Source organism: Mycobacterium sp., assembly GCF_025965855.1.
Classification (GTDB): Bacteria; Actinomycetota; Actinomycetes; order Mycobacteriales; family Mycobacteriaceae; genus Mycobacterium.
Window position 1 is genome coordinate 1 of sequence record NZ_JAOPWB010000178.1, and the last position, 24035, is coordinate 24035.

Genomic DNA, 24035 nt, shown 5'->3' on the forward strand with positions numbered 1-24035 from the left:
CGACAACCGGCCGCTGACCTGGGAGGAGTTCGCCGACCGGATCGGGCAGACGGTGTACCTGTCGGCGACCCCCGGGCCGTACGAGCTGAGCCAGTCCGGCGGCGAGTTCGTCGAGCAGGTGATCCGTCCGACGGGGCTGGTGGATCCCAAGGTTCTGGTCAAGCCGACCAAGGGCCAGATCGACGACCTGATCGGGGAGATCCGCAAGCGCGCCGCCGCCGACGAGCGGGTGCTGGTGACGACGCTGACCAAGAAGATGGCCGAGGACCTCACCGACTACCTGCTGGAGATGGGCATCCGGGTGCGCTACCTGCACTCCGAGGTGGACACGCTGCGCCGGGTGGAGCTGCTGCGCCAGCTGCGCCTGGGCGACTACGACGTGCTGGTCGGCATCAACCTGTTGCGCGAGGGCCTCGACCTGCCGGAGGTGTCGCTGGTGGCGATCCTCGACGCCGACAAGGAAGGCTTCCTGCGCTCGACGCGCAGCCTGATCCAGACCATCGGCCGGGCCGCCCGCAACGTGTCCGGCGAGGTGCACCTGTACGCCGACACCATGACCGACTCCATGAAGGAGGCCATCGACGAGACCGAACGGCGACGCGCCAAGCAGACCGCCTACAACGAGGCCAACGGCATCGATCCGCAGCCGCTGCGCAAGAAGATCGCCGACATCCTCGACCGCGTCTACGCCGAAGCCGCGGATACTGACGCCAGCGAGTCGGTCCCGCTAGGCGGTTCCGGGCGCAGCATGTCACGCGGCCGGCGCGCCCAGGGCGAGCCCGGCCGCGCGGTCAGCGCCGGTGTCTTCGAGGGCCGCGACACGTCGAACATGCCGCGCGCCGAACTGGCCGACCTGATCAAGGACCTCACCGCACAGATGATGGCCGCCGCCCGTGACTTGCAATTCGAGCTGGCGGCCCGGTTCCGCGACGAGATCGCCGACCTCAAAAAGGAACTGCGCGGGATGGACGCCGCCGGCCTGAAGTGACGCACACCGGCACCATCGCCGGCAGCTGGCGCGAGCTGCTGGGCGCCAAGTACCTGGGAATATCGGTCGTGCTGGCCGGTGGCGTGGCGTTGTATGCCACCAACGAGTTCCTGACCATCAGCCTGCTGCCGAACACCGTCGCCGAGATCGGCGGCAGCCGCCTCTACGCGTGGGTGACCACCCTGTATCTGGTCGGGTCGGTGATCGCGGCGACCATGGTCAATCCGATGCTGGTGCGCGTCGGGGCCCGCCCGTCGTACCTGATGGGGCTGACCGTCTTCGGTGTCTCCAGCCTGGCGTGCGGTGCGGCCCCCAACATGGAGATCCTGATCGCGGCGCGTGCCCTGCAAGGCGTGGCCGGCGGCCTGCTGGCCGGCCTGGGCTATGCGGTCATCAACGCGGCGCTGCCCCGCTCGCTGTGGACTCGGGCGTCGGCGCTGGTGTCGGCGATGTGGGGGGTCGCGACAGTGGTCGGGCCCGCGACAGGCGGCCTGTTCGCACAGTTCGGGTTGTGGCGGTGGGCGTTCGTCGCGATGGCGGTTCTGACGGCGCTGATGGCCATGCTGGTGCCGATCGCGCTGCCCGCGGGCCGGGGCGGCCCGAGCGCCGAGACACCGGCGCTGCGGGTCCCGGTGTGGTCGCTGCTGCTGATCGGTGCGGCGGCCCTGGCGGTCAGCGTCGCCCAGATCCCGCACAACATCGTCGCGACCGCAGGGCTGCTCGCCGCCGCCGTCGCGCTGGTCGGGTTGTTCGCGATCGTCGACTGGCGGATGCATGCGGCGGTGTTGCCGCCCAGCGTGTTTGGGCCGGGACCCTTGAAATGGATCTACCTGGCCATGGGCCTGCTGATGGTCGGGGCGATGGTGGACACCTACGTGCCACTGTTCGGTCAGCGGTTGGCCCACCTGACGCCGCTGGCGGCCGGATTCCTGGGTGCGGCGCTGGCGGTCGGCTGGACGTTCTCCGAGATCGTCAGCGCCTCGCTGGAGAGCCCGAGGGCCATCGGGCGGGTGATCGCGGTGGCGCCGGTGGTGGTGGCGTCGGGCCTGGCGTTGGGTGCGCTCACCCAGCGCGACAACGCGTCCGCCGGGACCGTCGCCGCCTGGACGCTCGCGTTGCTCATCGCGGGGATCGGGATCGGGATGGCCTGGCCCCATTTGTCCGTGCGCGCAATGGATTCCGTCGACGACCCGGCCGAGGGCGTCGCGGCGGCCGCGGCGATCAACACGGTGCAGCTCATCTCGGGGGCGTTCGGCGCCGGGGTGGCCGGTGTCGTGGTCAACACGACCCAGGGCGGCGACGTGATGGCGGCCCGCTGGTTGTTCGCCGTGTTCGCCGCGTTGACCGGGGCCGGTGTCCTAGCTTCGTACCGCGCGGTCCGCGGCGATCGCTGAGCTGAGTCCGGTTCGTCGTCGGCGCTTTCACGCCCGCATCATCGCGTCGACTTGACGACCTGCGAGTAATGGAATTGCCAACGCTCGACGATGCGGAACCCGAGGTAGCTCGGGAATCGATACGCGGGGGCGCGCCCGAAGGCGGTTCCGGGCGGCAACGACTGTCCGGCTTGGTGATCGGGCAGTGACTTGTCCCGGTCGGTGATGGTCCAGATGGCCGGGCACTTGTTGATCTTGGCGGTCGTAAGCCACACGGCGACGTGGCCGTCCCACAGCCAGCCCACCCTGGGCCCGTAGGCGCCGCGTTCCACGTCGATCAGGGAGCGGAAGGCCGCCGGCCGGGTGGCCAACAGGGCCCGGATGGGCCCGGGCCGCCAGGGCACGGTGTTGTCGACCAGCACGCAGTCCCGGGGCGCGGCATGGGAGCTGATCAGGTCGGCCACCTGGCTGTAATCCCAGCCCTCCTTGGCGTACGGCCAGCGTTGGATGAACAGGTAATTCGGCAGCCCGGCCGCGACCAACGCCAGCACCACCGCCGCGATCGGCCACGGTTTGCGGGCGATCGTGACGATGCAGACCGCCATGACGACGGCCGCCGCCGGAGCGGTGAAGATCAGGTAGCGCGGGTAGTAGATCGGTTCGCCGATGGCCGAGTAGACGACCACGAGCGCGGTGGGGAGGACGACCCACGCCGCGCAGATGATCAACAGGCTGCGGGTGTCGCCCGCCGGGCCCCGCGCGCCCCTGAGCCGGGCCGCCACCGCCGCGACGACGAGGACGCCCGTAAGAACGGCGAACGGAACGCTGTGGTCGAAGTACTGCCGCAGGACGATGTCGAAGGCGTAATGCCAGCTGACCGGGTAAATCCAGTTGACCTGAAACACCTGGCCGCGGGCGAACACGAGGAACGGCGTCATGATCGCGACGGCGACGGCCGAGCTGACGGCCCACCGGATGACCGGAGACTTGCGGGAGCCTTTCGGCGCCAGCAGCGGCAGCATCGCGGCGTACACCAGCACCAGCAGGACGAGATTGAGATTCAGCAGAATCGAGAGCATCAACGCCAGCGCGTAGCACACCCACAAGCGCGGCCGGTTGCGCCGAACCGCTGCGACCAGCAACACCGTCAGCCAGATGGCCGCGGCGGCCGCGAAGGCGTACGAGCGCGCTTCCATCCCCGCCCAGGTGGTGCGCGGCAAGATGGCGAAGACGGCACCTGCGCACACCGCGGTGGCACGCCCCGGGACGAACCGCTTGGTGAACACCGTGACGCCGGCGGCGGCGGCCCCGATAGCCAGGGCGCTGGGCGCCCGCGACCAGAACTCCGTCGGCGGAAAGATCGCGAACCAACCGTGCATGAGCAGGTAATACAGCCCGTGAACGGCGTCGATGTGGCCCAGCAGCTTCCACAGCTCGGGCAAGGTCCGGCTGGCCGAAGCCGAAATCGTGGCGCCCTCGTCGAACCACAACGACGGCCTGCAGGCCCAGGCGCCGCTGATGACGGCGGCGAACGCCGCGATCGCCCACGGATCGAGCAACCTGCCGCGCGGGCGCGCGGACTCCGGCTGGTCAGCGACGTCGGAGGCGCGCCGCTCAACAGTGGACATGGCCATGATGCTTGTCACTGTAGGGGTCGTCATGTGAACCGGCTCGCCATTACTCCTGGTGACGCGCGCGGTTCAGGGCCGCATTTCCCCAAAATATTGGAAATGCAAGGCTTTTCGCGTTAGCCGTGGTCATTCGGTCGTTTCGGCATCGCGCAAATTGTTCGTTGGTGCAGCATGACCCCGCAATTGCAGGTCGCGCCACGCCGCGCTGAGCCGCTAATCTGATCCCTCTTTTTCCGGCAAACACGATACTGTCTTGGGTTGGCGTACAACCGAAACTGGGAGGGTAAATGAGTGCCTATCGGACCGTGGTTGTCGGGACGGACGGCTCGGATTCATCGTTTCGTGCGGTGGACAAGGCAGCGCAGATCGCCGGGGACGGCGCCAAGTTGATCATCGCGTCGGCCTACCTGCCGCAGCCTGAGGACACCCGGGCCGCCGACGCTCTGAGGGACGAAAGCTACAAAGTGTCGGGCACCGCCCCGATTTACGCGATTCTGCAGGACGCCAAGGAGCGGGCACACAAGGCGGGGGCCAAGAACGTGGAGGAGCGGTCGATCGTCGGGGCCCCGGTCGACGCGCTGGTCAAGCTGGCCGAGGACGAAAAGGCCGACCTGCTGGTGGTCGGCAACGTCGGCCTGAGCACGATCGCGGGACGGCTGCTGGGATCGGTGCCGGCCAACGTCTCACGTCGGGCCAAGGTCGACGTCTTGATCGTGCACACCACGAGCTAACCAGCCGGACGCGTCGCTTCCGGGGCCCAGAGGGCCATGGAGCGCATGAGCAAATCGCGCTCCATCGCCATCTCGGCGATCTGCCTGCGCAAATCGTTGATCTCCTCGCGCAGATTCTGGCTCAACCGGCCGTCGGCGGCTTGGGCACGCTGATCCGGCCACGTCGCCTGGCCACGGGCGCGCTGCGGCTGGCCCGCGTCGCAAGCAACCTGGGGTATCACGCTGGGAGGCGGGCCGTATCGGCTCCTTGCCCCGTCTGCGGGTTGCGCGGCCCCGGTGCCGGTGCCGTGGCCTTCTCCGAACGCGAGGCCATCGGAGCGCGCCGGCCACTCCGCGCGGCCTACCAGCCGCGCTCGCGCCATTCGCCCAGGTGCGGGCGTTCTTCGCCCAACACGGTGTCGTCGCCGTGGCCGGGGTAGATGACCGTGGAGTCGTCGTACACGTCGAACACCCGGGTGGTGACGTCGTCGAGCAGCTGGCCGAAATCGCCGGGCTGCCAGGTCTTCCCGACACCGCCCGGGAACAGGCAGTCGCCGGTGAACAGCTGCGTGACCCCGCTGGTCGCGGGCCCGTCGAGGGCCAGCGCGATCGAGCCGGGAGTGTGCCCCCGTAGGTGGATGACGTCGAAGCTCAGCTCGCCGACCTGGACGGTGTCGCCGCCCGCCAGCAAACGGTCCGGTTTGACCGGCAGCGGCTCGGAGTCGATCTCGTTGGCGGCGGTCGGGGCACCGGTGGCCTTCGCCACGGCCTCGAGCGCCTGCCAGTGATCGAAGTGCTGATGGCTGGTGACGATCAGCGACACCTTCGGCGCGTACCGGTGGACCAGGTCTATCAGGACGTCGGCGTCGTTGGCGGCGTCGATCAGCAGTGTTTCCCCGGTCGCGGAACACGTCACTAGATACGCGTTGTTGTCCATCGGTCCCACCGACGCCTTTAGAATCGTGGCGCCGGGTAGGGTCCGGCGGGCCGCGGTACCAGGTTCGACGTGTCCGGTGTAGTTGTCGCTTGGCTCTTCCACGACGGTCATAGCGGCCACGTTACTGGTCAAACGTTGCTTGTCGGTATGGGCACATAGCATGGAATGCGGCGTGCGCAATATCCGCTGCGGCACGCAGAAGTTGCCACATAGTTTGCGAGAGAGGGCAGCGTGGCTGACCGCCTGATCGTCAAGGGCGCCCGCGAGCACAACCTGCGCGGCGTCGACCTCGACCTGCCGCGCGATTCGTTGATCGTGTTCACGGGACTGTCCGGATCGGGCAAGTCGTCGCTGGCGTTCGACACGATTTTCGCCGAGGGCCAGCGCCGCTACGTGGAGTCGCTGTCGGCCTACGCCCGCCAGTTCCTGGGGCAGATGGACAAGCCGGACGTCGACTTCATCGAGGGGCTTTCCCCGGCAGTGTCGATCGACCAGAAATCGACCAACCGCAACCCGCGATCGACCGTCGGAACCATCACCGAGGTCTACGACTACCTGCGGCTGCTCTACGCTCGCGCCGGCGCGCCGCACTGCCCGGTTTGCGGTGAGCGGATCGCCCGGCAGACGCCCCAGCAAATCGTCGACCAGGTGCTGGTGATGCCGGAGGGCACCCGGTTCCAGGTGCTCGCTCCCGTGGTACGCACCCGCAAGGGCGAGTTCGCCGACCTGTTCGAGAAGCTCAACGCGCAGGGCTACAGCCGGGTGCGCGTCGACGGCGTCGTGCACTCGCTGACGGATCCGCCAAAGCTGAAGAAACAGGAAAAGCACGACATCGAGGTGGTGGTGGACCGCCTCACCGTCAAGGCCAGCGCCAAGCAGCGGCTCACCGATTCGGTGGAGACCGCGCTGAACCTGGCCGACGGCATCGTGGTGCTTGAATTCATCGACCACGAGCACGACGCCCACAACCGTGAGCAGCGCTTCTCGGAGAAGCTGGCCTGCCCCAACGGGCACGCGCTGGCGGTCGACGACCTGGAACCGCGGTCGTTCTCGTTCAACTCGCCCTACGGCGCCTGCCCCGAGTGCACCGGCCTGGGCATCCGCAAGGAGGTCGACCCCGACCTGGTGGTGCCCGATCCCGACCGCACGCTGGCCGAGGGCGCGGTGGCGCCCTGGTCCACGGGCCACACCGCGGAGTACTTCACCCGGATGATGGCAGGGCTCGGTGACGAGCTGGGATTCAATGTCGACACGCCATGGCGCAAGCTGCCCGCCAAGGCCCGCAAGGCCATCCTGGAGGGATCCGACCACCAGGTGCACGTGCGATACCGCAACCGGTACGGTCGCACCCGGTCCTACTACGCCGATTTCGAGGGCGTGCTGGCGTTCCTGCAGCGCAAGATGGCGCAGACCGAATCCGAGCAGATGAAGGAACGCTACGAAGGCTTCATGCGTGACGTGCCCTGCCCGGTGTGTGGGGGCACCCGGCTCAAGCCGGAAATCCTGGCCGTCACGCTGGCCGCGGGGCGGCACGGCAAAAAGTCCATCGCCGAAGTGTCCGAGCTGTCGATCTCGGATTGCTCAGATTTTCTGAACGGGCTCACCCTCGGGCCGCGCGAACAGGCGATCGCCGGGCAGGTGCTGAAGGAAATCCAGTCGCGGCTCGGGTTTTTGCTCGACGTCGGGCTGGACTATCTGTCGCTGTCGCGCGCGGCGGCCACGCTGTCCGGCGGTGAGGCCCAACGCATCCGGCTGGCGACCCAGATCGGGTCCGGGCTGGTGGGCGTGCTCTACGTGCTCGACGAACCATCCATCGGGCTGCACCAGCGCGACAACCGTCGGCTCATCGAGACCCTCACGCGCCTAAGGGATTTGGGTAACACGCTGATCGTCGTCGAACACGACCAGGACACCATCGCGCACGCCGACTGGATCGTCGACATCGGTCCGAGGGCCGGCGAGCACGGCGGCCAGATCGTGCACAGCGGAACCTACCGCGAGCTACTCGCCAACAAGGAATCGATCACCGGCGCTTACCTGTCGGGCAAGGAAAGCATCGAGATTCCTGCGATCCGGCGGCCCGTCGACCGGCGGCGTCGACTGACCGTCGTCGGCGCGCGCGAGCACAACCTGCGGGGCATCGACGTGTCCTTCCCGCTCGGTGTGCTCACCTCGGTGACCGGGGTATCCGGATCCGGCAAGTCGACGCTGGTCAACGACATTCTGGCCGCGGTGCTGGCCAACCGGCTCAACGGCGCGCGGCAAGTCCCGGGCCGCCATACCCGGGTCACCGGGCTGGACCACCTGGACAAGCTGGTGCGTGTCGACCAGTCGCCGATCGGCCGCACGCCGCGGTCCAACCCGGCGACCTACACCGGGGTGTTCGACAAGATCCGCACCCTGTTCGCGGCCACCACCGAGGCCAAAGTCCGTGGCTATCAACCGGGTCGATTCTCGTTCAACGTCAAGGGCGGTCGCTGCGAGGCGTGCACCGGCGACGGCACCATCAAGATCGAGATGAACTTCCTGCCCGACGTGTACGTGCCGTGCGAGGTCTGCCATGGCGCCCGGTACAACCGGGAAACCCTGGAAGTGCATTACAAGGGCAAGACCATCTCCGAAGTGCTGGACATGTCGATCGAGGAAGCGGCCGAGTTCTTCGAGCCGATCACCGGCATCCACCGGTATCTGCGCACGCTCGTCGACGTCGGGCTGGGCTATGTCCGGCTCGGCCAGCCCGCCCCGACGCTGTCCGGTGGTGAGGCGCAGCGCGTCAAGCTGGCCGCGGAATTGCAGAAGCGATCGACCGGTCGGACCATCTACATCCTCGACGAGCCCACCACCGGCCTGCATTTCGACGACATTCGCAAGCTGCTCAAGGTCATCAACGGCCTTGTCGACAAAGGCAATACGGTCATCGTCATCGAACACAACCTGGACGTGATCAAGACGTCCGACTGGGTCGTCGACATGGGGCCGGAGGGTGGCGCCGAGGGCGGAACCGTTGTCGCCGAAGGCACTCCGGAGGACATCGCCGCGGTGCCGGAAAGCTACACGGGCAAGTTCCTCGCCGACGTCGTCGACCCGTCGGGTGGTGCGCCGCGGCGGTCGAGCGGGCGCCGCAAGGCCACCGCCTGAGAGGCTTCCGTCGCGACACTGAAACGTCGCACACGACACGCCGGAAAACGCTGCCACCGTTTCAGTTTCGCGGCCAGATCAGCCCGACCTGACACCGGCTTTCGACAGCGGCGACGGGAACCGCGGGCTGATCCGCACGCCGTCCAGCCACGAGGTCAGCTCGTCGGCGCGTCGCTGCAGAGCACGCCGTCCGTCGGGACCCGGGTCTTCGAGGAGCTGCAGCCGGACGCGGGCGCCGCAGTCCTGATACCAGCCGCCCACCACGCGCCCGTTCCACCAGGCCGTGGGGCCGGCGTTGCCGTTGCCGTCGAAAACCTGGGCGCGATGCTCGCCGAGGTACCAATCGCGCTGAAACCAGCCCATTGTGGTGACGTCCAGGCCCGGCAGCAGCGCGCACCACGGCGGCACATCGGGTTCGGGATCGAGGTCGTCGGGCAGCGCCCAGCCGGGGCTGCCGTGCAGGTCGACTTCCACCGCGCCGACGTCGGCCAGGGCATGTCGGGCCGCCGTCAGCGTGGTGCCGAACCACCACTTGATATCGGCGACGGTCGCGGGCCCGAAGGCCGCCAGCCAGCGGCGGGTCAGGTCGGCCCGGGCTGGCCGGTCCGGTAGGGGGGCGCCCAGGTCGCCGAGCCAGTCCGCGGTGCTGGCCCAGCGCGGCCGCGACGTGGTCCAGCCGCCGTCGTTTGGGCCGCGCACGATCTCGCCTCGCGCCGACAGCACCGTCAGCACCCGCGGGCCCAGCGGAACCTGGCCGCCCCAACGCTTTCCGGGTGCCGGATCGTAGGTTCCGGCAAGCTCGGGCAGCGCGGCCCGCAGTTCGGTGCTGCTGGCGGGGCCGTTGTCAGCGAGGTGGCGCAACACCGCGGCACTGGCCAGGTCGAGCCAGCGGTCGCCGTCGGCGGCCACACCTGCCTTGCGTACATCGGCGGCCAGGCGGCGACGTTCGTTGTTGGCGACCCGGTCGCTGGCGGCCGCCTGAATGGTCGTCAGGTTCTCGCTCGTCACCACCCATAGTGTTCGTCGCATCGCCAGATGCCTGACCGCGGAGCGTTTCCGGTACAGCTGCAGCTCGAGGTCGGCGGTCGCGAAACCCGGCCACCGCGCCCACAGCGACAGGTAGGGCGTGGCGGGATCGGTCGCGTGCAGTCCGAGCAGCCCGGCGATGACCCGCGTTATCGGCGGTGAGTCGCCCGACGAAAGGAAATGTCTGCGCGCCAGGCGGTTACGCCGCTCGGCGATGGTGAACGAGCGCACCTCAACGCTCGTCGGAGCGCATCGACTCCCGGATCTGCGCCAGCCGCTCGGCCGCCGCGCGCTGGCGCTCGTCGTACTGCTCCTCGACGGAGCGGCCCTCGGCCGTGTCGGCGTCGAGTTCCGCCCCGCCGTCTGCCGTCGCGTACCGGGACTCGATTTTTTCGCGGACGGATTCGAAAGTCGGCACGCCGGCGCTGTCGTACCCTGGGTCGGGTTCGGGGGCGGAGGTGGTCGGTTCGTCGGGCATGCCGTCACGCTACTGCGGCTGGCGGTCCAAATAGCGCACCATCTGCTCCCAATACACCAGGGTCAGGGCCATCTGCATCGCGGTGGCGATCGCCGCCGGCCTCGCTCGATGGCGGCGGGCGGCGGCGACGGCGCCCAGCGCGGACACGGACGTCAGGGCGCTGACGAGCATGGCCGCGTCCCGGGGTCGACGGCTGATCCACAATTCCTCGCCCAGCATCGCCCGCGTTGACCAGGCACGTTCATGCGCCGGCTTGCCGAAGACGAACGGATTGACGGCGAACCACAGCGCGATCCACGCGGCGTGGCTCCATCGCCGCGTCCACGCGGGCACGAGCGTCAGCGGCGCGCTCGCCCAGCGCGTCCAGGCGCTCCACGGGTTGCAGTGCCGCGCAAATATCGCACGCCGGACGCGGGCACCGGTCGAGCCTGCATTCACGACGTCGAGTCTGGCTCATGGCCGGGGTTTTCGCGAAGAGTCAGCAACCACCGTTTGCCTCAAAGTGACCAGTTATCGAACATCGGCCGCAGAATTGCCTCGGCTCGGGAATTCGGAGTCTTCGCCGCCGCTATGCGTGCACCCCAAATCCCGGAACCCACGAAAGCCGGCGGAAAACGCACTCGATTCCCCGGGATGGCGGCAGCAAACCTTGGGCGCCCCGCGCGCCGCTGCGTGGGGAATCCAGAGGTAGAAGCCATCACGGCCGTCCGGTTGAATCATCTCCGTGACGAGGTGCCTGGTTGGGTTGAGCGAGGGTCATCGCAGCTCGCGGACTGACCCAGGTCGACCCGTAAAGCCATCGGCGACCGGGGCGGGGCTGGCGCCGCGGCTCCCGGGTCGGCCACCAAGGCTGCGCTACTTCCTCCGCGAGCGCAAACTTTCGGCTCGTTGCGGATTACTGATCGGTAACGCTAACGGTTTGGCCACGACAAACGACACTCAAGAGAAATAAATACTCCGGGTTATTTGTCGTGCGCGCATTATAGGAAATAATTCAAGACGCGTTACACAAATAGACCGGTCGGGACGGTTTAGAAGCGAAGGGATACCCATGGAAGCGGCTCAGCTCACCAGGGAGGCGATTGGCGGCCCGTGGTTGGAAGGCGGAGGGGGCTGGCGCGATCAGGCGACAGGATGTTGGATTGCCGCGTCTACGCCCGAGGCGGAACCCGTTCTATGGGATCAATACCTGGAAGGTGCCCTTCGCAGCTATCGCCGGCACGGGCTGGAATGGGTGCTCGACCTCGACGCGGTTCGGGACGGCGCCGACACGGCGATGTTCTTCGCCGCGGTCGATCCGGAGGGCCGGGTGGTTGGAGGGACCCGTGTCGTGGGGTCCCTGCGCACGCCGGAGGAGTCCCACGCGCTCGAGGAGTGGAACGGCAGCCCGGGGCGTGCCGTGCTGCGCCATATGATCGCCAACCGGCTCCCCTTCGGCGTCGTAGAGGTCAAAAGCGCGTGGACGGACTCCCGCGATTACGGCAGCCGGGCGCTGTCCCGGGTGCTGGCGCGCACCGCGCTGCCGATGATGACGCTGCTGGGTGTCCAGTTCGTGATGGCCACCGCGGCGGCTCACGTGTTGGAGCAGTGGCGATCCTCCGGCGGTATCGTGGCCTCCCGGATACCGGCGGCCGCGTTTCCCAACGAGGACTACCGCACCAAGGTGATGTGGTGGGACCGCCGCACCATCGCGACGCATGCCGAACCCGAACAATTCAAGCTGATGTGCGCCGAGAACTCCGAAATCCTCAGTCGTATTTCGGCTTAGGGCAATTGGGTGATGCGGAGAAGTACACCAACCGTCACCGCTGAGTGCGATCTCACTTGCGGCCTTTACCTTTTGGACAACGTCGGCGCGCGCGGTCGCCGTACCAGTCTTCTTGGCACTGAGCGGAATTCGACGCTTGCGCGAGCTCACCCGTCGAGTCTTGGCGACGCTTTGCACGCTGCCCTGTAGGGAAGGTCACAGTCCCGTTCGGCGCCTGTCAGCGGTCTAGGGTCGAGCCGTGTCCATCACCGAGCAGCCCATGCGTGACGTTGCCGTGTTGCCGTTAGCCCCGAAAAACCCGCTTCCGTATCGCGAATGCCTAAAAGCCATCAGGGAATTTCACACCGGCACGAACAAACACCAAGGAGCACCCATAAGTTCACGAAGGTGTTGAGCCAGAACGCGGAGGCCGCGGCGGCCATGTTGGGCTCCTTGAGCCAGCCGCAGCACCGCTATGGTGGCGACCACGACGGCTACGGCGCCGTTGAAGGCCAACAAATTTGGGGCTGTGGAAAAACGCTATGTAGCCGCCGGTGGACGGCCAGCGCGGTACACGCCAGGGTGGCACCGGCCGCGATGGTCTGCACCAGACCCCACGCGCCGACAAGTGACGCGCCCATCAGCAGGCCGGTCTACGACTGTCGACGCATGGGCCAGCGCGTCAGCCACAACACGGTCACGCCTACGATGAACGTGGCGCCGCCTGTGCCGGTGATCACCTCGAGGGCGCTCGGCTGACGTTGGCTCGGCAACACGGTCAGCGGCACTAGCGCCGACGATCCGGCGAGGATGGCCATAGTCATCCGTGCCGAACGCAGCATTCCGCGTACGCGCAGGAACGTACTGGCCCAGTCGTACTGGTTGGGCTGGCTCCACCACGCCTTCAGCCGTGACATCAGGCAGGGAACCTTTCTTCACGCGCTTTCCCGAGCCAGCCGCGGCGCCAATACTGTGACTGCGAACGCTACTCCCATGCAGGGGTTGCGATTACGGGGTCGGGGAGCGGCTCGTCGCCGCGAATGCCATCATTGCGGGTATGGCCTCTCGACACACCCGCTTTCGGATCTTCTACCGCATCGGCTTCACCCCGTGGGAGGGCCATCCGATCGGGCAGGGTTTACGAGATCTGGTCGAGGGAACCTCCGACACGCCCGTGCTGCCTATGGGATCGGCCCTAGATGTCGGATGCGGTACCGGAGACTGCGCGGTCTACCTCGCTCAACACGGCTGGAACGTCACCGGCGTCGACTACGTGGCTAAGCCGCTCGACAAGGCCCGTGCCAAGGCCGGCGCCGCTGATGTTTCGGTCAACTTTGTGCGTGCCGACGTCACGCAGTTGAGTCAGGCCGGGATCGGTACGGGCTTCCAGTTGATCGTCGACAACGCCTGCATCCACAACATGAGCGGCGGCGATCGTGAAGCCTACGTCCGGGAAGTCACTGCCGTGGCGGCGCCCGATGCGCGGCTCTACATTGCAGCGTTTCCTCCCGGCGGGAGGCTAGGCGTGCCGGGCATCGACCACGCCGAAATGACACGACGATTCACCCCGGTCTGGACGCTGGTTTCCACCGGCGACGAACGGGAGCTCGACGACAAGACCCCTACGTACTACTACCTGTTTCAACGCCGCCCGTAAGCGGGATCACAAGCTCGGCTTCACGCGGATCTGAACCACCTTCTCTCCAGCGGGCTCTTTATCCGGTGGCGGGGCCGGCCCGTCGGAGAAGTCCATCGGTATGACGCGTTGGGCGAGCAGCGTCTCCATTGCCGCGCTGTCTAGGGGGCGTGACAGCAGAAAACCTTGCGCCCGATGGCAACCCAGGTCGAGCAGCGTCTTGGCCGCCGCCACCGTTTCGACACCTTCCGCGACGGCGTTCAGCCCGAAGGCGTCGGCTAGTGCCATTATCGACCGCACGATAGCCAGATCACCGGCGTTGGTGTCGAGATTGCGGACAAACCCCTGGTCGATCTTGAGTGTGTCGACGGGAAGAGATTTCAGATATGTCAGCACACTGTAACCGGTGCCGAAGTCGTCGATGGCAATCTGTACTCCGATGTCCTTCAGTCCGAACAGCGTTTTGCGGGTGGCCTCGATATCTTGGACCACGACGCTTTCGGTGATCTCCAGACATACCGTGTTGGGGTCGAGGCCGAACTCGTCGAGAGTTGTCGCGACCGTGTCGACGATGCCATCGGTGACGAGCTGCACGGGCGATACATTGACCCGCAGCACGGCACCGTGTCCGATGTCGCGTGACTGCCAAAGCCCGAACTGCGCACACGCCGCACGCATTACGAGACGACCGAGTTTGGCGCCCAGGTTAATCGATTCGACCACTTGGATGAACGAATTGGGCATCAACAGTCCGAGAGTGGGGTGTTGCCAACGGATTAGCGCCTCGGTGCCGAGGATCTCACCGGTTCGCATGTCGAACTCCGGAAGGTAATGGAGCACCATGGCGCCGCTACCGCTGTCGATCATCCCTTCCAGGTGCAATTCGATGTCGTTGCGGATCATGTTGGTTCTCGACATCTCCGGGCTGAAAGTTGCGACCTTGTCGCCGCCGGAACTTTTCGCCGACCGGAGGGCCTGGTCGACCCGGCGCAGTAGGTCCGACGTGCTGTGCTGCCCCGGTAAACCCGATGCCACGCCGATACTGACCGTGCGAGTGAGCATCTCACCGTCGACCACAACCTGCTTGTGGACTCGATCCTGCAGCGACTGAGCGAACACTTCGGCGGCCTCGACGTCCATTGCTGCCGCGGGTACGACGACGAACTCATCACCGCCGAAGCGGGCGATGGCCGAGGGAATGTCCGTGGCCTCGCGCACCAGCCCGGCGAAGGCGTCGATGAACCGGTCGCCGGCGTTTTGACCAAGGTGATCGTTGATGACCTTGAAGCGGTCCAGGGCAAGGAACACTACCGACACCGGGCCGGGCTGGCCCTCGGCCAGCCGCTGGTCCAGGTACTCGATCAGCGCCCTGCGGTTGAGCAGGCCGGTGAGGTCATCGTGTTCGGCGAGATAGTGGAGTTGCTCTTCGGCGACGGTGCGGCCCTGCAGCTGAGCGAACAGCGCGGCGATCGCCTGCAGCGCGTTGAGTTCTTCTGGTAGCCATTCACGGTCTCCGAGCTTGCCGAAGGCCAGCGTGCCGGTGGTGACGTCGCCGGACAGCAGCGGAACGGCGGCCAGGGAGACGGCGGGAGCCCCGGTGCCCTCTTCGATATGCTGCTGATAGTCGGCGTTCTCCGGCTCGGGGCGCACCACATCGGGCACCTTGAGGTGTTCCGTCCGTGCGAAGATGGAGTCGGCGTCGGCGAAATACACCAAACCGATCGGGTCGGGGTCGGCGTTGCGTGGCGGGAATTCGGCGATGAGGACCGTCGCGCGGATGCTGTGATCGTTGTGGCGCAGGAAGCTGAAGTCCACACCCAGGTCGCGAACCAGGTTGCCGAGCACGCGTTGGCTGATCGCGGCAGAGTCAGCCGCGGTGGCCGCCATCAACTCGGCGGCGGCCGCGGTGACCAGATAGTCCAAGGTGCCCGACATTTGCCCTTACCGTAACTGTTACTGGTGCGCGGCGGCGGTATTGTCTACCGCGTCACGCGTCTGTGCGCGTAAATCGGACTGGAAATCGATCCCTGGCGCGTCGGGATCGATCCCGCTCAGCACGGCAGCCGGGCCCGGTCAAAGCTGCGGCGGTTCGGTACCGATGCTGGTGGCCCGACGGCGAACCGTAATACCAGCACGACGGATTCGTCGGCGGGTATCCCGGCCAGACTGCAGAATCGCGCTGCAATTTGGGCGGCACCGCAGCCAAGCTTGAGGCTGTGCTCGCAGGCAGCCAGGTGCCACATGACGTCAAGGAATACCCCCACGTCGGCCGCAGCTTCATGAACGACCACGCTGTGCCCGCCCCGATTCGTCTCGTCGCCGGGAAAGCCGGCTCCGAGCCCGAGGCCGAAGACGCGTGGCGACTCATCATCACATTCATCGAGGAATACCTCGCCGGGACTTCGAGGAATACCTCGCCGGAACCAACAGCGATCTCGACGCCGCCGGCCAAGCCTGATCTGACCGTCAACGGCCACACCGCAGCGTGACCTCGGGGACGGTCGAAGAATTCTGTGACCTCGCTTCGCTTCACCGTCTTTGGGTTCGACGCGGTCGAACGCGGGCATGGATCGGACCACCGGCAATCATGGTGAAGTGCAATGCAAGCGGAAATTCGTCATCGAGAGAGCGGATTTCGGCTCGGCGGATGAGCGTCGCTAAGGCGAGTGTGACTTCGAGCATGGCGAAATGGTCGCCAATGCACGAGCGCGGGCCGCCGCCGAATGGCACATATTGCCACCGATCGAGAGCCTTGAAGTTCTCCGGGCTGAACCGCTCGGGGTCGAATCGAAGTGGATCGTCCCAAAGTTGCGGGTCGCGTTGTACGGCCATTCTCCCGACAATGAGCATGGTGCCTTTCGGCACCAGGTAGCCGCCCACCTCAACGTCCCGACACGCCATACGTGTCCCCGTGGGCGCCGGGGGGCACAGGCGAAGCGATTCCCGTATCACCTGCACCGTATAGCCCAGCCGTGGCATGTCGTCGGACGTCAGCGGCCGATCCGGCAGGGCTGCCACTTCTGCAGCGACGCGGTCCTGGCAATCGGCGTGGTGTCCCAGAGACCACAGTGCATACGTCAACGCCGTCGCCGTGGTGTCGTGGCCAGCGAAGAGGAACATGACCAGCTCGTCGCAAATCTCCTCATCAGTTAACCGTTTTCCGGTCTCTGGGTCCTCGGCGGCGATGAGGGCGTGGACCAGTGGTGCGACCCGTGTCGGATCGGCGCGACAGTCCCGCAAAATCTCCTGCGTCAGAGCATGAAGTTTGGCGCTTGCCGTTCGCGCGCGCTGACGCCCCGGTGTGGGCAACCAGCGAGGGGCGCGTAGCGGGCTCGTCGCGCGCCTGACCGCGTAGGCCAACGCGACCCGCAGTGGCTCGACAACCTCGTCGGCCCGCTGTTCCAGGTCGAGCCCGAGCACCGATCGGCCAAGCGCGCGCAACGTGATCGTGCGGCATTCGGCGTCCAAATCGATCACCGCATCCTCACGCCACCCTTCGCTCACCGACTGTGCCGCCTGCTCCATGTGACCGCCGAACTCGCTCACACGCTGTTTGGTGAACACCGGCTGTAGGGTGCGCCGACGTGACTTCCACGGCTCGAAGGGAAGATCAGTAAGGCTGGCGCCGATGATGCGGCGCACCTGCTCGAAGACCGGGGTTGTCTTGTCCACGGAATCATCTTTGGTACTGAGGATGTCGCGAATAGCATCCGGAGACGTTGCCAACACCATCGGAGGCATCAGCCATCGCGGCCCTAACCTGAAAGAGGTCACCCGCCCGCCGGCATCACGCAGCCTCTCCGTCCCCGTGCTGAATTCCCTCACCGCCGCCAGGCGCTGACGAAAAGGCATCGGGTTCACCGGCGGCAGGGGTAAGGACTTGAGTCCGTCACTCGCAAGGGTCTCAACCACGCTTACCTCCCGCGGATAGCGCTGCCTACGCCGATCAAAGGACCGCGCAGGCCAAAGCTTACCGATCCTCGCTGACCGGGCAAGTCTTCCAACATCTATTTCGGGACGTCGAAAGTCAACGGGCGGCGACGGAAACTACTGAGTCAGGTTAATAATCATGTATGACAGTTTGGCTTGGTACCTAACTACCGCCAGAACCTAACTCGAAATCGATGACGCGGAGTCCATGAGAGGTTGAGGGTGAAGAGAATTCGGCCGCTATGGCGGGTACCTGGGATCGTTTTGCGCGAGCGGTCGCATCCAGCAGGGCGTGAGCGCATTCCTGAGCCGATGGTGGTGGACGATCCGGAGTCTGTTGCACAGTTTCACACCGGCGGCGCATCCAACCCAGGGATACGCGCGGTGTACGACTTGTGTGCTCGCGCGCTCGATGCGCTGCTGCCGCCCCGCGCTCACCTGCTGGATCTCGGCGTCGGCTCAGGCCGTGCGCTCAGCGCCGTCCTGCGCCGACGGCCCGATGTTCGGGCAACCGCTGTCGATCTGGCCCCCAACATGCTGTCCACGGCGCGAGAGCTATTCGACGCCGAAGGCCTGGGCGAACGCGTCGAACTGCTGCGGGCTGACATCACCGCGCTGCCAGAGCGGATTTCAACGGGTCCGTGGGACGCGATCTCCTGCATGTGGACCCTGCATCAGCTACCGGATTTCGACTCCTTGCGCGGCGCCCTCAGCCAGATCGCTGCCGTCCAACGCCGCAGCACGGCCGCGGTATGGATCTCCGATTTTCAGCGCCTGCGCGACCCGACAGCCGCCCCCAACATGCTGGTGATCGCCGACCCCGCCTCGCCAGCTGTCCTGCGCCAAGATGCAATTGCAAGCGAGGCGGCGGCGTTCACCATCGCGGAGCTATCGAAAGAGCTTGCCACAGCTGGACTGCAAGGAATGCACTCCGGTCATTCGGCACCCTTACCCTACCTGCAGGCGTACTGGATGTTCGGTGCGCGCGGCAAACCGAACGCTTTAAGCGGCACGCGTGACGCTCAGTTGCGCGGCCCGGCTCGCCGCGAGTCGGCTTTGTTGCGCTGGGGATTCACGGCAAAACCGTTCTGAGGTGGCTGCCCTAACGGCCTTCGCCGACGCGGCAGCGTCGCGTTAGAGGCGCTGGGAACGGACTCGGCTCAGACTGCGGCGACTCGGTACCGACGCTGGCGGTGCGATGGTGAACCGCATGACCAGCACGATAGATTCCTCGGGATCCGTCGCGGTGAGGCGCACGAAATCGCTTTGCAATTGTTCTAACTCGCCGACAAAGCCAGCCGATAACTCATTGAGATCGGCAGTATTTCGAGCATGCAAAAAGACCGGTGACAACGGCCGGACGGCGAGGCCTTCGCGCTGGGCGAGGATCCATACCGCCTCAACGGCTGACCCGCCACTGGCGTAGTCGCTAAGACGCTCTCCGGTCACGGTGATCACCGCCAGCGCGGAGCTGGCGAGGACTTGGTCGCGCATGCCGTCGCCCAGCGCACTGCCGGCGTTCCATTCCGCAAGGCAACCCATGACGTCGGGCCGGCGCACGATATCAAATAGTGCCAAGTCGCTGGCGTCGAGTTCGAGGCTGTGCACGTCGATACCGGTGTCGGGGTCGGGATCTCCGGGCCACCGCATTTCCGAGACCATCTCTTTGTGTAGCTGCGGTGTCAAGTACCGGATGCGGTCGGCCGCACCGAAAATCGTTGCGGCCCGCGAAAGGTCGTCTCGCTCGGTGAGTAGGCGCAGACGCGCGCCCTCGCGCTCGGCTGTGGCGGTGAGTAACTTGATCGTCTGGTCGTCGAGTGGTTGAAGCGTTCCGCGATGGCGGTTGGTCTCGCGCGCGAGCATCGGTTCATAGAGATCGGCGAGGGCGGGGTCGTTACCGTTTTCGAATTGCATCGTGGCCCGTAGCGGAAATCCGTCTACGTTTTCGGAGACGCTCACCGGCCCGAGTATTCCACGGGCGGCGGTGGCGATTCTGACGTTATACAGGGCTGCACCCAGTGCGACAGCGCTGCCGCGGAAGCCTACGTCCATCGTTGAAGTATGTTCTGTGGCAACGCTTATGGTGAGTTTGGTCGGTTCAGCGTCGATATACCATGGCTGGCTGTTTCCGCCCGAGGGGGCGCGCATAGCGGCAGCGACAATATTGTCGTTGAGTGTGGCACGGGCTGGGTTGCTTAAATGCTCGTTTTCGGGCGCAGGGCGATGCTGGGCCGTCTCGACTTCGTCGAGTTGATCGAGTGCCCAGCCAATGTCGATGCGGCAGCGACCGGATCTCAGGTTTTCGCCCAGTCCGATTCTGCGTACAGCTTCGGCCAATGCTGAAGCGCCCACGATGACATCGGATGCCAACTGAGGCCAGGTCGACAGCGATCGGTCGATCTCGATGAGTGATGCAGCAGTGCGGGGCGATACACGTTCGGCTTCGTCGTAACGCAGCATGTGAGGGATCTTTTCCCGGCTACTCATGCCCGGCAGCAGCTCGATGTCTAGCTCGCCAAGCAGTCCGTGCAGGATCGGACGTTCAGGTTCTTGATCGAAGCGTTCAACATCGACTCTTCCGCGGTCGCTGGTTGCCATCAACACTGGGATACGCCGGTCACGGGCTGCTATGCGCAGGGCAACCTTCATGTCGAGCGAATCACACTCTTCGACGACGATGTCAAGTTCATCCAGGAATGCGTCAACGGTGTCCGCAGTGATTCCGGCATCGAACACATCCACTGCCAGGTAGGGATCGAGCTCAGCGATCCTGCGGGCCGCCACATGCGCTTTGTTTAACCCAAGGTCGAGCACAGTGGCCGGCACCCGATTCAGATTCGATAGTTCCAAATGATCGAAATCCGCCAGCCGAAGACGGCCACACAATCCCTGTACCGCCAGGGTGTGAGCGATGACGTGGCCGACGCTAAGACCAGCGACGCCGATGGTCAGCGAGCTGAGCCGGGCCTGTTCTTGAGTGGTGATGTTGTTTCTGTTGCGATCAAGTCGTAGCGCCCGAAACCCACGCGGGCCCAACACCGCCACAACCGCCCGCCGCCATGGATAGTAGGCCCACCGGGTCCCTTCGCCGAGGAGCTCCGAATCCGGTGCCGGCCGAAGGCCGCGCAGATTGGCCAATTGCGCGTCGAGCCGGTCGAGGACCTCCACGGTGGGATCGGCTCGCAGCCGCTGCAATACGAGATCGTCGCCGGGCTCGTCGGGGTCGAGAATTTGTGCGGTGTACGCGGTAACCTCGAGCTCGTCCATGGTGTTTCGTGTATAGCACCTGACCGGCGAGCGGGCTGCTCAACCGCTGCGCTTGGCCGCTCACCAAGCGATGACGTGCCCGTCCGGGGGTTCGGTTTCCTCGAGGAATTGGCCTCGCCGTATCAGGCTGGTGACGGCGGCGTCCCAGCGTCGCAGCTGCGGCTCGGTGAAGAACGACTTGCCTAGGTAGAGCTCGATGTACGGGTGCAGAATGATGGCGCCGATGCGCAGGATGAGCGGGTTGAGTACCGCCCAATCGGGATCGAGGTCGGGTCGGAGGTTGCCCTGTTGCACGAACTGGTCGCGCTGGCCTGCACTGATACCCACCAGCCCCGTGAAGATGACCGAACCCAATGCGCCGCCCTCGGCGAGCGCGCGACCGAGATAGGTCATGAGGTCGGGACGTTCGACCATCAGTGCGGTCAGCCGACGCCCGGCTTCGTTGAGCAAGTCGGAGGGCGGCTCGGGCAGCGTTGTGGGTTCCAATGCCTCACCGACCACTTGCAGCACGTACTGATCGACGGCGGCGGTTAGCGCGGCCTTGGTGCGGAAGTGGTGCTGCACCAGCCCAATCGAAACCTCCGCGGTCTCGGCGACCGTGCGCAGCGACGTGGCAGCGACGCCGCGAACAGCAAAGCAGATCAGCGCGGCGTCGCGAATCCGCTCCTTGGCCGATGGCTCGGCCGGAGGGGGCGGGTCGTACGGAAACAGCCGGGTGGGTCCCACGGCCGGACAATACACCTGCATCGCGTATCACCATATGGGTGTATCGGATTACCATATTTGCGTATCGTCCCCGGCGTTTGCGTTCCGCCAGAGCGGGTGGTGGCCGAAACGATATCTGGGGGATACTGCGCAATGGCTGATATCACTTACCCGGGCGCCGAGGGTCACATGCCCGGCTACCTCGCCGTCCCCGAGGGGCAGGGCCCGTGGCCTGCTGTGGTGGTCGTCCAGGACGTTCTCGGCATGACTACGAACTTGCGGCATGTCTCGGAGCGCTTGGCTCACACCGGCTATCTGGCGCTGGCCCCGGCGCTCTACGGCGGCCGCGGTCCCAAGATCAGGTGCATGATGCGCACTCTGCGTGCGCATGCCGCCGGGCACGGCACCGCCTACGACGATCTGGTGGCTGCCCGCGATCACCTCGTTGCCGACGAGCGCTGCTCCGGCAAGGTCGGGCTGGTCGGGTTTTGCATGGGTGCGGGGTTCGTTCTTCAGCTGGCCCCCCGCGGCCTGTTCGACGCGACGGCGCCGAACTACGGCCTACTACCCAAGGACGGAGCGTTGCGCGAGTCGTGCCCTGTGGTGGCAAGTTTCGGCGCGAACGACCGCATCGTGCCTCGCGGCACCGCAGCCAGGCTTGAGGATGTATTGGCGGAGGGGGACGTACCACGTGACATCAAGGAATACCCCAACGTCGGCCACAGCTTCATGAACGACTACGGCGTGCCTACTCCCATTCGCATCATCGCGGGGCTCGCCGGGATGGCCTATTCCGAACCCGAGGCGGAGGACGCCTGGCGGCGGATCATCGCCTTCTTCAATGAGCACCTCAGGTAGCGGCAGCAGGGATTCAAGTGCGCCTCGCGGCTACCTGGAGGGGTTGGAACGCTGCGCCGGAACCACCACCTGAGCGGGCAGCGCGGACGGCGGGGAAACAGTGGGCACCGCGGGCAGGGCCGTCCGTGGAATCCCCGGGGTGCCCAGCCGGCCGGCCAGCCACGGCAGCGCGGCCGCGAAAGCCCGGTCCGCGAACGGCCAGTCGTGCTTGCCCGGTTGGGGGAGGACCGCGCAGTCGATGCCGTTGGCGCGGCCCAGTGCGCACAGCGAGTAGGCGGCCGCGGTCTGGTTACCCGGATTGGCCGCGGCGTCGCGACTCACGAGACGCATTGCGCCGGCATCGGTTACGGCCATGTCGCGGCGTGGTGCCGGCGGGCCATCCGACGAGATCGCGAACCAGCCGGCCACGTCGCGGTAGCGGCCGTGGCGGCTGATCACGGTGGTCGGGTCGAAAGCCGCCCAGGCGTCGGCGTTTCCGCCGAACAGCCGGGCGATGGTCTGGGCCTTGTTGCCGGCATTCGGGAAGAAGTCACCCGCCACGTCGACGAACGCGCTGAACATCTCGGGATGCATGACGGTCAGATCCACGGCGCAAGTCCCGCCCATCGACCAACCGGCGATGCCCCAGTTGGACCGGTCGGGGCTCACGCCGAACTTCGAAATCATATAGGGCACGACGTCTTTGGTCAGATGGTCGGCGGCGTTACCGCGAACCCCGTTGACGCATTCGGTGTCGTTGTTGAAGGCCCCTCCCGAGTCGACGAACACCAATACCGGTGCCTTGCCGTCGTGGCCGGCCGCGAAGTCGTCGATCGTCCTGACCGCGTTGCCCGCCCGCGTCCAGTCCGCGGGCGTGTTGAACTGTCCGCCGATCATCATCACCGTCGGCAGTGCCGGCGGCGGGCCGTCCCCCGCAAGCGGGTGGTGCCCCCAGGTAAACCATTCGGGCGGCAGGTAAACGAGTTCCCCGCGGTGCTTGAAATGCGATGCGTCCGTGGGGATCACCACCGGCACCACGCTGCCGTGCGGTGGTCGGGCCCGTTTGGCGGCCATCGCGGCGACGGTGGCGGGGTCGGTCTGGTCGGGCAGGGGGCCGAAGGTGAGCTGGTTCCACGCGGCCTGCACGGTCGGGAAGTAGCCAACCCACACGTTGAGCACCAGCGCCGCGCTGAGCAAGCACAAGGGCACCGCGAGCAGCGCCGCGCCGCGCCGCCACGGCCGCGCGCTGCGCCAGCCGACGATCAGCACCGCCGCGGCCGCGCCGGTCAACGCGATCCACAGCCACAGCGACGGCGGGGCCGGCTCGTCTCGGACAGGCCGCGGTCGACGACGTACCAGCGCGTCAGATAGGCCGCGGCGCCGCCGACCAGGCCGGCCAGCGGCAACCAGATCGTCCGCCACCGTCGCGAGCGCCAGCCGATGGCCAGCGTCAGCACGATCGCGGCGACGACCTGGATCGTGGTGGGCACCCAGCCGTGCATCAGCGAGGTGTGACTGCTTGCCAGCAGGTGCGCCGCGGCGAGAGGCGTAGGGGCGCTCACGTGAGTCATTGTGATCCATTGTTAACCGGCCCGGAACACAATCACCGGATGTTCGCTGTGCGTTCGCTGG

At 66.1% G+C, this 24035-nt stretch carries 20 protein-coding genes and 1 pseudogene; 9 read left to right on the forward strand and 12 right to left on the reverse strand.

The genetic code is table 11. The features are described from left to right. A partial coding sequence (locus JWP83_RS14575; protein WP_297731052.1) for a helicase-related protein occupies nucleotides 1-988 on the forward strand: 988 nt, incomplete at its 5' end. Next, nucleotides 985-2382, forward strand: a complete 1398-nt coding sequence (locus JWP83_RS14580) for an MFS transporter (protein WP_297731054.1) — start codon at nucleotides 985-987, stop codon at nucleotides 2380-2382. The genes JWP83_RS14575 and JWP83_RS14580, both read left to right, overlap by 4 nt. A gap of 38 nt (nucleotides 2383-2420) precedes the next feature. Here the strand turns inward: JWP83_RS14580 and JWP83_RS14585 are convergent, their stop codons facing one another. Then, nucleotides 2421-4022 (reverse strand): hypothetical protein, encoded by a 1602-nt coding sequence (locus JWP83_RS14585; RefSeq protein WP_297731056.1) that lies wholly within the window; start codon nucleotides 4020-4022, stop codon nucleotides 2421-2423. A gap of 257 nt (nucleotides 4023-4279) precedes the next feature. Between JWP83_RS14585 and JWP83_RS14590 the strand changes: the two genes are divergently transcribed. Further along, on the forward strand, nucleotides 4280-4723 hold the full coding sequence (locus JWP83_RS14590; RefSeq protein ID WP_297731059.1) for a universal stress protein: 444 nt from the start codon (nucleotides 4280-4282) through the stop codon (nucleotides 4721-4723). Here JWP83_RS14590 and JWP83_RS14595 read toward each other — a convergent pair. Both JWP83_RS14595 and JWP83_RS14600 read right to left on the reverse strand, forming a co-directional pair. Further along, nucleotides 4720-5085: a hypothetical protein gene (locus JWP83_RS14595; RefSeq protein WP_297731061.1), complete on the reverse strand. Its 366-nt coding sequence runs from the start codon at nucleotides 5083-5085 to the stop codon at nucleotides 4720-4722. The genes JWP83_RS14590 and JWP83_RS14595 overlap by 4 nt on opposite strands. Then, on the reverse strand, nucleotides 5064-5750 hold the full coding sequence (locus JWP83_RS14600) for an MBL fold metallo-hydrolase (protein WP_297731062.1): 687 nt from the start codon (nucleotides 5748-5750) through the stop codon (nucleotides 5064-5066). Before JWP83_RS14600 ends, JWP83_RS14595 begins: the two co-directional genes overlap by 22 nt. A gap of 120 nt (nucleotides 5751-5870) precedes the next feature. Between JWP83_RS14600 and uvrA the strand changes: the two genes are divergently transcribed. Then, nucleotides 5871-8777 carry an excinuclease ABC subunit UvrA gene (gene uvrA / locus JWP83_RS14605; protein WP_297731064.1) on the forward strand — a complete coding sequence of 969 codons (2907 nt, stop codon included), beginning with the start codon at nucleotides 5871-5873 and terminating at the stop codon, nucleotides 8775-8777. A 78-nt stretch (nucleotides 8778-8855) separates the two neighbouring features. Here uvrA and JWP83_RS14610 read toward each other — a convergent pair whose 3' ends face one another. From JWP83_RS14610 to JWP83_RS14620, 3 genes are read right to left on the reverse strand one after another with little or no spacing between them, the layout of a single operon-like run. Next, a complete protein-coding gene (locus JWP83_RS14610; protein WP_297731066.1) occupies nucleotides 8856-10034 on the reverse strand; it encodes a winged helix DNA-binding domain-containing protein in 1179 nt (392 codons plus the stop codon). A gap of 1 nt (nucleotide 10035) precedes the next feature. After that, entirely contained in the window at nucleotides 10036-10281 is a 246-nt protein-coding gene (locus JWP83_RS14615) for a hypothetical protein (protein WP_297731068.1), read from the reverse strand. Nucleotides 10282-10290: 9 nt separating this feature from the next. Beyond that, entirely contained in the window at nucleotides 10291-10719 is a 429-nt protein-coding gene (locus JWP83_RS14620) for a DUF6653 family protein (protein ID WP_297731070.1), read from the reverse strand. A 613-nt stretch (nucleotides 10720-11332) separates the two neighbouring features. Between JWP83_RS14620 and JWP83_RS14625 the strand changes: the two genes are divergently transcribed. Beyond that, on the forward strand, nucleotides 11333-12049 hold the full coding sequence (locus JWP83_RS14625) for a hypothetical protein (RefSeq protein WP_297731073.1): 717 nt from the start codon (nucleotides 11333-11335) through the stop codon (nucleotides 12047-12049). Nucleotides 12050-12681: 632 nt separating this feature from the next. Here the strand turns inward: JWP83_RS14625 and JWP83_RS14630 are convergent. Then, the gene (locus JWP83_RS14630) at nucleotides 12682-12945 is read right to left on the reverse strand and encodes a hypothetical protein (protein WP_297731076.1); all 264 of its coding nucleotides are present in this window, start codon (nucleotides 12943-12945) and stop codon (nucleotides 12682-12684) included. A gap of 140 nt (nucleotides 12946-13085) precedes the next feature. On the opposite strand from JWP83_RS14630, the gene JWP83_RS14635 reads away from it, so the two are divergent. Further along, nucleotides 13086-13685: a bifunctional 2-polyprenyl-6-hydroxyphenol methylase/3-demethylubiquinol 3-O-methyltransferase UbiG gene (locus JWP83_RS14635; RefSeq protein WP_297731078.1), complete on the forward strand. Its 600-nt coding sequence runs from the start codon at nucleotides 13086-13088 to the stop codon at nucleotides 13683-13685. Nucleotides 13686-13691: 6 nt separating this feature from the next. Here JWP83_RS14635 and JWP83_RS14640 read toward each other — a convergent pair whose 3' ends face one another. Then, on the reverse strand, nucleotides 13692-15599 hold the full coding sequence (locus JWP83_RS14640) for an EAL domain-containing protein (protein WP_297731080.1): 1908 nt from the start codon (nucleotides 15597-15599) through the stop codon (nucleotides 13692-13694). 281 nt (nucleotides 15600-15880) lie between these two features. On the opposite strand from JWP83_RS14640, the gene JWP83_RS14645 reads away from it, so the two are divergent. Beyond that, nucleotides 15881-16153, forward strand: a complete 273-nt coding sequence (locus JWP83_RS14645) for a hypothetical protein (RefSeq protein ID WP_297731082.1) — start codon at nucleotides 15881-15883, stop codon at nucleotides 16151-16153. A 40-nt stretch (nucleotides 16154-16193) separates the two neighbouring features. Here JWP83_RS14645 and JWP83_RS14650 read toward each other — a convergent pair whose 3' ends face one another. Next, entirely contained in the window at nucleotides 16194-17576 is a 1383-nt protein-coding gene (locus tag JWP83_RS14650) for a cytochrome P450 (protein ID WP_297731084.1), read from the reverse strand. Nucleotides 17577-17906: 330 nt separating this feature from the next. Here JWP83_RS14650 and JWP83_RS14655 point away from each other — a divergent pair, with 330 nt between their 5' ends. After that, nucleotides 17907-18686 carry a class I SAM-dependent methyltransferase gene (locus JWP83_RS14655; protein WP_297731086.1) on the forward strand — a complete coding sequence of 260 codons (780 nt, stop codon included), beginning with the start codon at nucleotides 17907-17909 and terminating at the stop codon, nucleotides 18684-18686. Between the two features lie 42 nt (nucleotides 18687-18728). On the opposite strand, the gene JWP83_RS14660 is transcribed toward JWP83_RS14655, so the two are convergent. Both JWP83_RS14660 and JWP83_RS14665 read right to left on the reverse strand, forming a co-directional pair. Next, the gene (locus JWP83_RS14660) at nucleotides 18729-20861 is read right to left on the reverse strand and encodes an Rv1355c family protein (RefSeq protein ID WP_297731088.1); all 2133 of its coding nucleotides are present in this window, start codon (nucleotides 20859-20861) and stop codon (nucleotides 18729-18731) included. A gap of 60 nt (nucleotides 20862-20921) precedes the next feature. Next, complete coding sequence (locus JWP83_RS14665; RefSeq protein ID WP_297731091.1) at nucleotides 20922-21587, reverse strand: TetR/AcrR family transcriptional regulator; 666 nt, start codon at nucleotides 21585-21587, stop codon at nucleotides 20922-20924. 132 nt (nucleotides 21588-21719) lie between these two features. Here JWP83_RS14665 and JWP83_RS14670 point away from each other — a divergent pair, with 132 nt between their 5' ends. Further along, nucleotides 21720-22424, forward strand: coding sequence for a dienelactone hydrolase family protein (locus JWP83_RS14670; protein ID WP_297731093.1), 705 nt, complete (start codon nucleotides 21720-21722; stop codon nucleotides 22422-22424). 30 nt (nucleotides 22425-22454) lie between these two features. Here JWP83_RS14670 and JWP83_RS14675 read toward each other — a convergent pair. Then, nucleotides 22455-23974, reverse strand: a pseudogene (locus JWP83_RS14675) (alpha/beta hydrolase-fold protein). Nucleotides 23975-24035 lie beyond the last annotated feature (61 nt).